This window comes from Streptomyces eurythermus (assembly GCF_014649115.1).
GTDB classification, from domain to species: domain Bacteria; phylum Actinomycetota; class Actinomycetes; order Streptomycetales; family Streptomycetaceae; genus Streptomyces; species Streptomyces eurythermus.
Map to the genome: position 1 here is coordinate 308,093 of NZ_BMSK01000011.1, position 13,121 is coordinate 321,213.

Annotated in this window: 10 protein-coding genes; 3 read left to right on the top strand and 7 right to left on the bottom strand. The window is 72.6% G+C overall.

Annotated elements, in window-relative coordinates:
- Window positions 1–191 precede the first annotated feature (191 nt).
- Entirely contained in the window at window positions 192–1,925 is a 1,734-nt protein-coding gene (locus IE251_RS22590) for a TlrC/CarA/OleB/SrmB family ABC-F type ribosomal protection protein (RefSeq protein WP_189754816.1), read from the top strand.
- Window positions 1,926–1,931: 6 nt separating this feature from the next.
- Here the strand turns inward: IE251_RS22590 and IE251_RS22595 are convergent, their stop codons facing one another.
- The 3 genes from IE251_RS22595 to IE251_RS22605 all read right to left on the bottom strand — a co-directional run bounded on the left by IE251_RS22595 (window position 1,932) and on the right by IE251_RS22605 (window position 4,907).
- Window positions 1,932–2,957, bottom strand: a complete 1,026-nt coding sequence (locus IE251_RS22595; protein ID WP_189754817.1) for a transaldolase family protein — start codon at window positions 2,955–2,957, stop codon at window positions 1,932–1,934.
- A 74-nt stretch (window positions 2,958–3,031) separates the two neighbouring features.
- Window positions 3,032–3,640, bottom strand: a complete 609-nt coding sequence (locus tag IE251_RS22600) for a dTDP-4-dehydrorhamnose 3,5-epimerase family protein (RefSeq protein ID WP_189754818.1) — start codon at window positions 3,638–3,640, stop codon at window positions 3,032–3,034.
- A 52-nt stretch (window positions 3,641–3,692) separates the two neighbouring features.
- Window positions 3,693–4,907: a macrolide family glycosyltransferase gene (locus tag IE251_RS22605; protein WP_189754819.1), complete on the bottom strand. Its 1,215-nt coding sequence runs from the start codon at window positions 4,905–4,907 to the stop codon at window positions 3,693–3,695.
- Between the two features lie 218 nt (window positions 4,908–5,125).
- On the opposite strand from IE251_RS22605, the gene IE251_RS22610 reads away from it, so the two are divergent.
- Window positions 5,126–6,358, top strand: coding sequence for a class I SAM-dependent methyltransferase (locus IE251_RS22610; RefSeq protein ID WP_189754820.1), 1,233 nt, complete (start codon window positions 5,126–5,128; stop codon window positions 6,356–6,358).
- Between the two features lie 87 nt (window positions 6,359–6,445).
- Here the strand turns inward: IE251_RS22610 and IE251_RS22615 are convergent, their stop codons facing one another.
- The gene (locus tag IE251_RS22615) at window positions 6,446–7,453 is read right to left on the bottom strand and encodes an aldo/keto reductase (RefSeq protein WP_189754821.1); all 1,008 of its coding nucleotides are present in this window, start codon (window positions 7,451–7,453) and stop codon (window positions 6,446–6,448) included.
- A 54-nt stretch (window positions 7,454–7,507) separates the two neighbouring features.
- On the bottom strand, window positions 7,508–8,509 hold the full coding sequence (locus tag IE251_RS22620) for an NAD-dependent epimerase/dehydratase family protein (protein ID WP_229896892.1): 1,002 nt from the start codon (window positions 8,507–8,509) through the stop codon (window positions 7,508–7,510).
- A gap of 423 nt (window positions 8,510–8,932) precedes the next feature.
- Here IE251_RS22620 and IE251_RS22625 point away from each other — a divergent pair, with 423 nt between their 5' ends.
- Window positions 8,933–10,177, top strand: a complete 1,245-nt coding sequence (locus IE251_RS22625) for an IS701 family transposase (RefSeq protein WP_189754823.1) — start codon at window positions 8,933–8,935, stop codon at window positions 10,175–10,177.
- 3 nt (window positions 10,178–10,180) lie between these two features.
- Here IE251_RS22625 and IE251_RS22630 read toward each other — a convergent pair whose 3' ends face one another.
- Both IE251_RS22630 and ccrA read right to left on the bottom strand, forming a co-directional pair.
- Window positions 10,181–12,106 carry a helix-turn-helix domain-containing protein gene (locus tag IE251_RS22630; protein WP_189754824.1) on the bottom strand — a complete coding sequence of 642 codons (1,926 nt, stop codon included), beginning with the start codon at window positions 12,104–12,106 and terminating at the stop codon, window positions 10,181–10,183.
- 223 nt (window positions 12,107–12,329) lie between these two features.
- Window positions 12,330–13,121 (bottom strand): crotonyl-CoA carboxylase/reductase (gene ccrA, locus IE251_RS22635; RefSeq protein ID WP_189754825.1); only part of this gene is annotated, 792 nt, incomplete at its 5' end.

Genomic DNA, 13,121 nt, shown 5'->3' on the forward strand with positions numbered 1-13,121 from the left:
TCTGTGATAGCCGATCCGAGTGTGTGACCGCGTCGAGCGCTGCTCCGACGTCACACCTCCCGCGTACCTCCGCACCGCCTGTGGCCGATGAGTACGGCCGTTCCGGCGTGTTCCCTTTGTGGTATCCCCCTGCGGCTGCGGCGTACGCGGACACGGCATCCCCGTATCGGCTGTACACAGGAGGACCGTCCATGCGTGTTGCCCAATTCGCCCTGCACGACATCACCAAGCGCTTCGCCGGCCACGTGGTCCTGGACCGCGTGGACTTCACCGTCAGGCCCGGCGAGAGGATCGGCATCGTCGGCGACAACGGTTCGGGCAAGTCGACACTGCTCAGGCTGATCGCGGGCCGGGACACGCCCGACAACGGGGCGGTCACCGTGGTGGCACCCGGCGGGGTGGGGTATCTGCCGCAGTCGCTGGAGCTGCCGGAGAACGCCGTCGTCCAGGACGCCGTCGACCTCGCCCTGTCCGACCTGCGCGAGCTGGAGGCCCGCATGCACCGGGCCGAGGCCGAACTGGCCGCCCAGGCGGGCGAGGGCCGGTCGGACGAGGAGTTGGCCGGGCTGTTCGAGGAGTACGCGGAACTGCTGGAGCAGCACGCCGTCCGGGGCGGGCACGAAGCGGACACCCGGGTCGACATCGCGCTGCACCACCTGGGCCTGCCGGGCCTGGAGCGCGACCGGCCGCTGGCGACCCTGTCCGGCGGTGAGCGGTCGCGCCTGGCCCTGGCCGGGACACTGGCCTCCGCCCCGGAGCTGCTGCTGCTGGACGAGCCCACCAACGACCTCGACGAACACGCGGTGATCTGGCTCGAGGAGCATCTGCGCCGGCACCGGGGCACCGTCGTCGCGGTGACCCACGACCGGGTGTTCCTGGAACGGCTCACCACGACCGTCCTGGAGGTGGACTCCGGCCGCGTCACCCGCTACGGCAACGGCTACGAGGGCTACCTGTCCGCCAAGGCCGCGGAGCGCCGCCGCCGGCTGCGGGAGTACGAGCAGTGGCGCGCCGAGCTGGAGCGCAACCGCGAGCTGGTGTCCACCCACGTGTCGCGGATGGACGGCATCCCGCGCAAGCTGCCGCTCGCCAACTTCGGGGCCGGCCAGTTCCGGGCGCGGGGACGCGTGCACGGCGCGACGTCGCGGATCCGCAACGCCAAGGAGCGGGTGGCACGGCTCACGGAGAACGCCGTCGCCCGGCCCGCGGACCCGCTCGCCTTCACGGCCGTGCTCTCCACCACCACCGACCGGCCGGCGGCGGAGACGGCTCCGGAAGCCGTGACGGAAACGGCGGCGGAGACGGTGGCGGAGCTGGCGGACGTACGGGTGGACGGCCGGCTGCGGGTCGGGTCGCTGCGCATCGGCCGCGGTGAGCGGCTGCTGGTCACGGGCCCCAACGGCGCGGGGAAGACGACACTGCTGCGCGTGCTGGCCGGTGAGCTGGCGGCCGACGGCGGCTCGGTCACCGTGACCGGCCGCGTGGGCCATCTGCGGCAGGACCCCACACCGTGGCCGTCGGCCATGACCGTGCCGCAGGCCTTCGCCCAGGGCCGGGGCGGGCATCCCGACGAGCACGTCGAGGAGCTGCTCTCCCTCGGCCTGTTCGGCCCCGACGACCTGCGGCGGCGGGTCGGCGAGCTGTCCTACGGGCAGCGCCGCAGGATCGAGCTCGCCCGGCTGGTGAGCGACCCGGTGGACCTGCTGCTGCTGGACGAGCCCACCAACCACCTGTCGCCCGCGCTCGTGGAGGAGCTGGAACAGGCACTGACGGGCTACCGGGGAGCGGTGGTGGTCGTGACCCACGACCGCCGGATGCGGCAGCGGTTCGCCGGATCCCGGCTGCGGCTGGACGCCGGGCGGGTCGCCGCGTTCGCGACGAGGTACCCGGGACCTGCCGGGGGCGGTCCCGCGCGGGTTCGGTGAGGCGGTTCAGACGTGCCCGAGGGTGGCGCCGACCGCCCCGCACAGCTCCGTCCACTCGCCGCGTGCGGCCTCGAGCTGAGCCTGCTGCAGTTCGAGGCCCATCGCCCCCAGGTCGACCTCCCGGCAGCGCAGGGCCGACAGCACATGCCGGGAGTGCGCCTCCGTACCGCTGATGGTGTCGCCCCGCAGCTCGGCCCGGGCGCGCACGGCCCGCAGGGTGACGGGTCCCGCCGAGAAGACGCTGTTCCAGCCCACCAGCTCCTCCAGGTAGCGCACCGCTTCCCGGACGGGCGCCTCGCGGGCGGACCAGACGAAGTGCGGCGGGCGGGCGCCCGCGCGGACCAGCGCCTGCCAGCGGGCGCCGTCCATCAGCTGTTCGCGGCGGTGGTGCAGCAGCCGGGCGACGGCCACGGCCCACTCCTCGCGGCACGCCGTCGCGCCCAGCCGGGCGGCGATCGTCTCGTCCAGCACGCGCAGCGGGACGGAGGCGGCGAAGTGGATGCCCGACAGGTCGCACCCGGCGTCACGCGCCCGCTCCAGGCCGCCGAGGAACTCCTCGAAGAGCAGGTCGAACTGCTGGAGCGTGAACAGCGACCGGACGTCGACGCTGATGCCCCGTGCCAGCAGGTCGCCGACGAGCGGCACCCCGCCGCGCGCCAGGTGCACGGACACCACCGTGTTGGGGCGGTCGACCGTCCACCGCAGCGCGGCGGCTTCCGCGACGGCCCGGCGGCCGTCGGCGTAGGGGTTCAGCGGCACGAAGACGCAGGCGCACAGGCCGGCGCCACGCCGGTAGTGCGGCAGCAAGGTGTCGCAGGCGGCGCGCGCGTCCTCCCAGAGCAGGCTCAGCACCGCCTCGGCGGTCGGCACACGACGGCACGCCAGGTCGGACAGGCGGTCGCGGTAGGCGTCACCGCGGCGGACGGCCTCGCGGACCGCGGCGGGCCGGGCTGCGGTGGCGCACGCGCCGAGTTCGCCGAGCAGCCGCGCCAGACGGCCGGCGCCGTGCAGCTCGCGGGTCAGGTCCTCCATGCGCAGGCAGACGCCTTCGGCCGCGAGTCTGACGCCGTGCCGGCTCCGGTGAGGCCTGTCCCGGGCCCACGCGGTCACCGGCCGGCGACGGGGAGGGTCCGGTAACCGCGACGGCATTGCTCATAGGTGGGCAGGGTCCCGCCGGCGAGGGCCTCGGCGAGGGTGGGGGCGGCGGCGTCCCGGGCCGACCGCACCGGGGGTTCGTCCAGGTCCCACGGAAGGGCCAGGGCGGGGTCGAGGGCGTCGACGTCGATGATGGTGCCGTGGACGTACTCCCGGTCGCACAGGTAGTTCACGCAGGTGTCGTCGGTGAGGGCGACGTAGGCCAGGCCCAGTCCGTCGGGCACGTAGAGGGCGGTGGCGTCGCGGGGGTCCAGCCGCAGGACGTCATGGTGGCCGAAGGCCGGTGAGCCCACTCTGAGGTCGACGACCATGGCGCGGGCGGCGCCCCGTACACAGGTGACGATCTTGCCTTGGCCGGGGGGCATCGTGGTGCCGTGGACGCCGCGCAGCACATTGCGGTGGGACACCGTGAAGTTGACCTGCCGGAGCTCGAAGGCGTGCCCGGTGGCCGCCCGCAGCGTCTCGTACCGCAGGCCCTCGTAGAACCGGCCGCGGTGGTCCGGGAGGAGCTCCGGCTGGATGCGGTAGGCGTCGGGCACGGCCGTTTCGGTGATGAGCATGGTCGGTTTCCCACTGGTCGGAGGACGGGCGCTGACGCGCGGGCGGAGGGATTCAGGGCTGCGCGGGCAGCAGCCGTTCGATGACGGTGGCCGCCGCGGCGGCGCCTCCGGCCGCCCGGATCCGTTCGCGCATCCACCGCAGCCGCTCGCGGATCCCGTCGTCGGCGAGCACGCGACGCGCGGTGGCGCGCAGGTCCGCCGCGCTCACCCCGGGGCCGGGCAGCTGGGCGCCCAGGCCGAGTTCGGCGATCCGGCGCGCGGTGGCCCGCGGTTCCGTCATCACCGGTACGGCCACCACGGGGACGCCGTGCGAGAAGGCCTCCATCGCCGTGCTCATCCCGCCGTGGTTCACCACCAGGGCCGTGTGCGGGAAGACGTCGGCGAGCGGGACGAAGTCCCGTACGCGGACGTTGTCCGGCAGCGGGCCCAGGTCCTCGGGGGCCAGGCCGCCGCCCAGCACCAGCAGGACGTTCCAGGGCTCGTCGCGGAACGCCTCGACGCAGGCGCGGAAGAAATCGGGCCGCTGGTTGTAGAGGGTGCCCATGCTCACCATGACGAGCGGCCTGCCGTCGTGCGGCGGCTCCCAGGTGCCGTGGAAGGAGGCGCGGGGCGCGCACGGCCCGACGAAGTGGTGCTGGTCGTCGAAGGTCTCCCCGGCGTACTGGAAGGTGCGGGGCATGTAGAGCAGGGCCGGGCCGCTGTGGACGCGCCCGGTGAAGGTGCCCGCGTCGTCGTCGACGCCCTGCGCGCGCAGCAGCCGGTCGATCCCGCCGACGAGTTCGAGGAGGGCGGGATCGTCGGGGGGCCCGGCCGCCTCCGCGCCGGGGTGCATGGACCAGTGCTCGTTGGCCGCGTACGTCGGGGTGCTGCGGATGGCCGGGACGCCCCACCGGTCGGCGAGGATGCGTCCCGTCCAGAACGACGAGGGATCGTGCACGATCACATCGGGGCGGTCGTCCCGGAAATGCCGCTCCAACGGCTCCACGGTCCGGTCCGTCATCTCCAGCAGCCATTCAAGGACGCGGAGTATCTCGCCCTTGTCGGTGTACTCGTCGGAATTCTGCTGCGGCACCATGTGGGTGCGGAACCGCTCCCGGTCCATGGGATAGGTGACGGCCTCCGCGCCGACGCGCCGCGCGCGCCCCGCGATGTCCTCCGGCAGTGCGTAGGTGACCCGGTGACCGCGCGCCACGAGTTCCTCGGCCACTCCCAGGGTCGGATTCACATGCCCGGGCACGGGGAGGATGAAGAATGCGATATGAGCCACGCGGAACCCTTCACTGGGTGTTTTCGGTCGCACGAACGGAGCCGCGCCGGGCGGAATGAGACGCGCCTTCGGGCAGTACGGCGCCACACAGTAAAAGAGCCGTCCGGTGGACGGCAATACCGAGCTGACATAGTGCGGTTCGCTCGTTCGTCGGCGTCATGTGACAAAGTGCCGCCCGATTCGTCGATCGCCCGTCACCACGGCGGGAGAATCCGGTAATGATCATCACTGCGTGCCGTATCTGCGGCAATCGCGAGCTGCTCCCGGTGCTGGATCTCGGGGAACAGGCGCTGACCGGTGTGTTCCCGACGCGCCGCGACCAGGAGGTCCCCTCGGTGCCGCTGGAGCTGGTCGTCTGCTCCCCCGCGGGATGCGGGCTGGTGCAGCTGCGCCACACCCCCGACGCCGATCTGATGTACGGCGACGATTACGGTTACCGCTCCGGTATCCGGCCCTTCATGATCCACCATCTGCACGACAAGGTGGCGGCCATTCTCGACCTGGTGGAACTGGGGCCGCGGGACCTGGTCGTGGACATCGGCAGCAATGACGCCACTCTGCTGCGCGGCTATCCCGAGGACGGGCCCCGGCTGGTCGGTATCGACCCGACCGGCGGTAAGTTCCGCGACAGGTATCCGGCGAACGCGGAACTCGTCGTGGACTACTTCTCCCGGAAGACGTTCGAGGACCGTTTCGGCCGGCAGCGGGCGAAGGTCGTCACGTCCATCGCCATGTTCTACGACCTGCCGGATCCGATGCGTTTCATGCAGGACGTCCACGACATCCTCGCCGACGACGGCATCTGGGTCATGGAGCAGAGCTACATGCCGTCCATGCTGGGCGCGGACGCGTACGACGTGGTGTGCCACGAGCACCTGGAGTACTACGCCCTGCGGCAGATCGAGTGGATGGCCGAGCGGGTCGGACTGACCGTGATCAGGGCGGAGCTGACCGAGGTCTACGGCGGCAGTCTGTGCGTCACGCTGGCCAGGAGCCCCGGCCGGTACGCGCGCGACGAGGCGGGGCTCGCGCGGATCCGGGCGCGGGAGGCGGAGGCCGGGCTCGACACCACCGCTCCGTTCGAGGCGTTCGCCCGGCGGGTCGAGCGGCAGCGGGAGGCCCTGCTGGAGTTCCTCGCCCGGTCCCGGGAGGCCGGGAAGGTGACCTTCGGGTACGGCGCCTCGACCAAGGGGAACGTGATTCTCCAGTACTGCGGGCTGACGGAGCGGGACCTGCCCTGCATCGGTGAGGTCTCCCCGGAGAAGGCGGGCCGCTTCACGCCCGGCACACGGATCCCGATCGTGTCCGAGGAGGACGCCAAGGCGGGAAAGCCGGACCAGTTGCTGGTACTGCCGTGGATCTACCGGGACGGCTTCGTCGAGCGGGAGCAGCGGTTCGTGGCCGGCGGCGGCAAGCTGGTCTTCCCGTTGCCGGAGCTCAGCGTCGTCTGAGCAGGGTCGCCGTCCGGCCGGCGGCATCGGCCGGCCCCGCGGGCGGGCGTATCGGCGGGCGGTGCGCCGGCCGATACGCCCGCCCGCTCACCCCGCGCCGGTCATCGGAGGCCGTGCGGCGTCGCCCGGTACGGGGAACAGGGCGTCGAGTTCGGCCAGTTCCTCATCGCCCAGGTGCAGGTCGAGGGCGCGCAGCGCCGAGTCGAGCTGTCCGAGGGTGCGTGGCCCGATCACCGCGCCGCTGATGCCCGGCCGGGACAGCACCCAGGACAGGCCGACCTCCGCCGGGTGCTCCCCGATGCGCTCGCAGAACCGCTCGTACGCCTCGATGTTGGCCCGCAGGTCCGGCAGGAGTTCCTGCGCGCGGCCCTGGGCCGACTTCACGGCGGTGCCCTCCGCCAGCTTGCGCAGTGCCCCGCTCAGCAGTCCGCCGTGCAGCGGTGACCAGGCGAACACCCCGACCCCGTACGCCCGGGCGGCGGGGATCAGCTCCGCGTCGGCCCGGCGCATCGCCAGGTTGTAGATGCTCTGCTCGGAGACCAGCCCCATGGTGTTGCGGCGCATGGCGGTCTCCTGCGCGGCGGCGATGTTCCAGCCGGCGAAGTTCGACGAGCCGACGTAGCAGACCTTCCCGCTGGTCACGAGGCGGTCCATGGCCTGCCAGATCTCGTCCCAGGGTGCTGCGCTGTCCAGGCGGTGCATCTGGTAGAGGTCGATGTGGTCGACGTCGAGGCGGCGCAGCGACTGCTCGCAGGCGGCGACGATGTGCCGGGCCGACAGTCCTCCGTCGTTGACCCGGTCGCTCATGTCCTCGCCGACCTTGGTGGCCAGCAGGACGTCCTCCCGCCGGACACCGCTCTTCGACAGCCAGCGGCCGACGAGTTCCTCGGTGTGTCCCTTGTGGACGCGCCATCCGTAGATGTTCGCCATGTCGACGCAGTTGATGCCGCGGTCGAGCGCGGCGCTCAGCAGCCGCGAGGCATCGGCGTCCTCCACCCGTCCGCTGAAGTTCACCGTGCCCAGCCAGAGCCGGCTCACCAGAGTCGCGCTGCGTCCGAGCCGTACGTACGGTGTCCGCTTCCGGTCCTCGCTCACGCTCGGATTCTTCCCTTCAACTCGGCCATGGGGGCTCGCTGAGCCGGTGTCCGGTCACGGCTCGCGCGATGTGCTCGCCTCCGCGGCGACCAGTGCGGCCACCAGTTCGTCCAGCCCCTCGTGCAGGGGTACGGAGGGGGACCACCCCGTCACGGCGCCGAACGCCGCGGGGTCGCAGTCCGGAGTGCGGAAGTCGCCCGCTTCGGCGAAGTCGGGCGGTTCCACGGAGAGGACCGGGACGGGCGGGCGTCCGGTCCGTTCGGCCACGGTGTCCGCGAGGGAGCGGAACACGTCGCCGAGGCGGACGCGGCTGCCGCTGCCGACGGACCAGTCGCCGCCCTGGAGGCGCGGCAGGTGGTCCAGCGCGGTGACGAAGGCGCGGGCGGCGTCGCGCACGTGGAGGAAGTCGCGTTCGACGGTTCCGTCGTGCCACATGGTGAGCGGAGCGCCGTCGAGGGCGCGCCGGGCCATCGCGGCGAGCACGCCGCGCCCGGACGAACCGGTCAGCGGGGCGCGGCCGTAGACGGTCGACAGCCGCAGCGCGACACCCCGGACGGTGCCCCGTGCGGTGGCCTCCCGCAGCAGTTCCTCGGCGGCGATCTTCTGCCGTGCGTAGGCGGCGCGGGCGTGGTCCGCGGCTCCGCCGGCCTGCGCGGTGCTCGCGAACACCACCGCGGGCGCGGGGGCGTCACGTCCTTCGAACACCGTGACCAGGTCGCGCATCAGGCCGATGTTCACCCGCTCCGAGTCCTCACCGGCGGCGCGCCAGGAGCGGTCGCCGCCGACGTGGGCGGCGAGGTGGACGACGGCGTCGGCTCCCTCGACGGCGCGGGCGACCGCGCCGGGCCGGGCGAGGTCCGTCCGGTACCCCTCGATCTCGGCCACGGCCCGCGGGGGTACGGGACTTACGCCCCGGGCCACCGCGCGGACCCGCACCGGCAGGCCGGCGAGCCGGTCGATGACGGCGGGCCCGAGGAACCCGGACGCGCCGAGTACGACGATCAGTGGTCCGCTGGTGTTCCGCGACTGGTTCAGCACCTCGGCAGCGAGCTTCACATGTCTCCTCATCCGCCCATCCCCGTGCGCCGAACCTATCAGAGGGGTGATCGCCCGTACGAGGGTTGACGTGCCAATTCGTCGTGCGCGGGGACGATTTGATGAAGCTGTGTCATGTCGGCACACCCCTCCCCGCCGCGGGCGGTCCCGAGGGCCCCGGACGCACCGCGCGCCACGGCACCACGGTTCCGGGACCACCGCCCGGACCGCCCCGGACGGCCTGCGCGGGGGTGACCGCGGTGGTCCGGCCACCCCCCGGCCGACTGTATGGGGGCGTCCGCGGCCACCGCTGTGAACCGGCCACCGCGGCCCCGGGACAAGTGGGTCGCCTGCGGACCTGTGGCCTCCGGTTGCGGCGGACAAGGCTGAGGACCCGACGAGCCCGACCGGCAAGCACTGCGAATCCCGACTCTGAGGAGCTTCATGGGGACGCTGACGACTGCCCCGACGACCCCCCACCATCCGGCCCACTCCCCTGAAGCGCACCTCACCGAAGAGGTGTGTGCCTCGGTGCTGGCCTCACTGCGCCGCCGCGACCAGCGGCACAAAGGACGGCTGTACGTGAACGGACTGCTCACCGCGCGGGGCCGCAAGACGATGCGGAACCTCGCCACCAGCACGCGCGAACCCGCCGCCGCCCAGAGCCTTCACCACTTCATCAGCGTCTCGACGTGGGACTGGTCCGAGGTACGCGCCTCGCTCGCCCGCCGGATGGAACGGCTGATGACGCCGCACGCCTGGGTGGTGCAGCCCATGGTGACGCCGAAGAGCGGTGTGCACTCGGTGGGGGTCCAGCGGCGCTTCATCCGCCACCTGGGCCAGGCCGTCACCAGTCAGCACAGCCACGGGCTGTGGCTCGCCGGCCAGAGCGCGGCGGCGCCGGTCAACTGGCAGCTGTCCGTGGGCGAGGACCGGCCCGGCGCCCCCGCGCCCGGTGTGCGCGACGGTGTGCCCGAGACCGTGGGCGGCGGCTGGTCCGGTGACGACACGGCGATCTCGGTGGTCCTGCAGGCGGCTTCCTGGGGACTCACGCCGAGACCCGTGGTGATCGACGCGCGGGATGTGCCGCCGGCACCGCTCATCGAGGCGTTCACCGCCGCCGACCTGCCGTTCCTGCTGCGCGTGGGGGGCAACACCCCCCTGCTGGCACCGGACCTGTCGAGCGGGCAGCGCCGGGTGCTGTCGGCGTCCGCGGAGCACCTCACCACGCTCGCCAGGTCGCAGCAGCGGCCCGTGGAGTGGGTGGACCCGGCCGTGCCGCGGGTGCTGCGCACCGGTCTGGTGGCGCTGCTTCCGGTGCTGTGGCCGGGGGTCACCGTGCCGCGCCGGCCGCGCCCGGCCGGTGTCCGGGTGGTCGCCCCGCGGCGGTCCGGCGGGGCGGAGCTGCTGCTGATGGGCGAGTGGCAGCCGAACAGACGGCGCGTAGCCGAGCTGTGGCTCACCAACATGACCGGCGCGGGCCGCGGCACCCTGCTGCGGCTGAGCAAGCTCACCCGGCGGGCCGACACCGACTTCGCCCGCATCTGCATGGACGTCGGCGCCCAGGACTTCGAAGGGCGTTCGTACCACGGGTGGCACCGTCACATGACGATGGTCTCCCTGGCGCACGCGGTCCGGGTGCTGACGCGGGAGCACCACGCGGGCGAGGAGCTCGAGCGGTCCGGGTGAGCGTCAGCGGTCCCGGGAAGCGCAGTCGTCCGTGTCCGGCGCCTGTGACGCGCAGCGCGTGCGGTGCAGCCGCAGCGCGAGCTGCAGTTCCAGGGCGTGGTCCGGCTCCTGCCAGCCGCGGCCCAGCAGCTGGGTGATGCGTTCCAGACGCCGGGAGACGGTGTTGGGGTGGACGTACAGCAGCTCGGCCGCGCGGGTCGGGCTGCACGCCGCCTGGAAGTACGCCTCCAGCGTCTCGACGAGCACGGTGAACCGCTGGGTGTCGTACTCGATGACCGGGCCGATGATCTTGTTGACGAATTCGGTGACGTCGTAGTCCTCGGCGAACAGCAGGCCGAGGAAGCCGAGGTCCCGCGCGCAGGCCGCCCGCCCCTCGCCGCCCATGGCGATGAGGGCCTCCACGCAGCGCATCGCCTCCTGGTAGAAGCGCTGGATGGACTCGGGGCCGTCGGCGGGACCGGCGGCCCCGACCGTCACCGGCACCTCGAGCGCCGCGCTGAGCCGGGCCGACACCTCGTGCGCCATGGCCGCCGGGTCGTCCCCGGGCAGCAGCAGCACCACGAAGTCCTCCCGGGTCATCTTCAGGCCCCGGCGGCGCCGCACCCAGGAGGTGGCCCAGGCGGTGGCGTGTTCGGCGACCGGGCCGTCCGGGCGGGCGATGACCACGATGTGCGGACGGTCCAGCCGCACCTGGAGCCGGCGGGCCCGGGCCACCGCCACCTCGGCGGGGTGGTGGATGCTGATCAGGTCTTCCAGCAGGTCGTCCCGCCACTGGTGGTCGGCGGGGGCGGAGCGCCGCAGTTCCAGCACCATGCTGACGACGTTGGCCACGGCGAACAGCAGCTCCGGCGGGCCGGGGTCCCCCGTCCCGTCCGGGCGGTGCAGGAGCCAGCCGGGGTCGGAGCGTGCGGTCAGCGTCGCCATCCAGGTGCCGTCGGCCAGCTCGACGGGCGCCCCGGAGGCGTGGAGGTCGAGGTACGCCCGTTCCAGCTCGGCCTCGTGCGGCCGGCGTATGTGTCCGGAGGCGCCGACGGTGTCGCCGTGCCGGTCGTAGACCGCCAGTGCTCCGCCGAGCTCACGGGCACAGTGGTCCAGCACCTCGTCCAGCTCGGCGCCGTCGAGCGCCAGTTCCAGCAGGCGCTGCTGGATGCGGGCCGGCCCCGGCGGGCCGGGCTCGGCGGGGCCGGCACCCGCCCGCGGGCCGCCGTCCTGCCCTTCCAGCCGGGCGAGGAGCCGGTCCGAGGCGACGGCGACGGCGGCGATGTCGGCGAGCGACTGCAGCAGCGCCACGTCGTCCGGCAGGAAGTCGTGCGCGCTGCGGTCCGCCACGTAGAGGACGCCCAGTTGCTCGCTGTCCGACCGCAGGGGGACGGACAGCATGGCGCGCAGCCCTTCCGCCTGCACGGTGTGGTCGACGACCGGATCGTGGGCGATGCGTTCCTCGGTGAGGTAGTCGACCGCCCAGAACGGGCCCTGGTGCCGGGCGACGGCCCCGCCGAGTCCCCGCGTGACGGGCACCCGCAGGCCGGGCAGGCGGGTGGTGACGGCGCCGTCGACGGCGCTGATCACGGCGTCGCCGCCCGGCTCCTCGAGGAGGGCGATGCAGGCGAGGTCGCTGTGCATCAGCATCCGGGTGCGCCGGACGATCTGGTCGAGCGCCGCTCCCGGGTGCGGGGACCGGGTCAGCTCGCGCACCACGTCGATGAGGCCGGTGAGCTCCGCCTCGCGCCGCCGGCCGCGGCTGACGCGGTCCTCGATCTGGAGCGCGAGGCGCTTGGCCCGGCCGAGGTACTCGATGGTCTCGGGGTCGGCGCCCTCGGCGCCGGCCCGCTGCACCAGTTCCTCGTACCGCCAGGCCGGAGCGTCGGCGGTGAGGAGTTCCAGGAAGCGCAGCGTCCCGGCCGTTCCCTTTAAAGTCTCGTCTCCCATCAACGCCCCCGGTTGTTGCTGGTGACCCGCGCCGGGATTCGGCGATCCCGGCGCCGTCGCCTTACGTGCGCGGGAGCGCCGGTGCCGGCAGACTGGTCGGGGTCATGCCCGTCCTGCGCTCCCTGCCCCACCGGTGATCGGGTTCGGTCCCCGGAGCGACAACAACAGTAAGAAATTTTTACCTACTGGCCTGAAGTGATTAAACGATCACCCTTGGAGATCGTCAAGGGCGCGTCCGCCGGAAGCGGTTGATGGCGTCGATGTGCTGGTCGCGCAGCTCCGGATCGCGCACGCCGAGACCTTCCTCGGGGGCGAGGCAGAGGACGCCGACCTTGCCCTGGTGCAGGTTGCGGTGGACGTCGTAGGCGGCCTGCCCGGTGTCCTCCAGGGAGTACGTCTTCGACAGCGTCGGGTGGATCTTGCCCTTGGCGATGAGGCGGTTGGCCTCGTAGGCCTCGCGGTAGTTGGCGAAGTGCGAGCCGATGATCCGCTTCAGGGACATCCACAGGTAGCGGTTGTCGTACTCGTGCATGTAGCCCGAGGTCGAGGCGCAGGTGGTGATGGTGCCGCCCTTGCGGGTGACGTAGACGGAGGCGCCGAAGGTCTCGCGGCCGGGGTGCTCGAAGACGATGTCGATGTCCTCGCCGCCGGTGAGTTCGCGGATGCGCTTGCCGAAGCGCTTCCACTCCTTGGGATCCTGGGTGTGCTCGTCCTTCCAGAACCTGTAGCCCTCGGCGGTGCGGTCGATGATCGCCGTGGCGCCCATCTTCCGGCAGATCTCCGCCTTCTGGGGCGAGGAGACGACGCAGATGGGGTTGGCGCCGCCGGCGAGGGCGAACTGGGTGGCGTAACTGCCGAGTCCGCCGCTCGCGCCCCAGATCAGGACGTTGTCGCCCTGCTTCATCGCGGCGCCGTTGCGGGAGACCAGCTGGCGGTAGGCGGTGGAGTTCACCAGGCCCGGGGCCGCGGCCTCCTCCCAGGTGAGGTGCTTCGGCTTCGGCATCAGCTGGTTCGT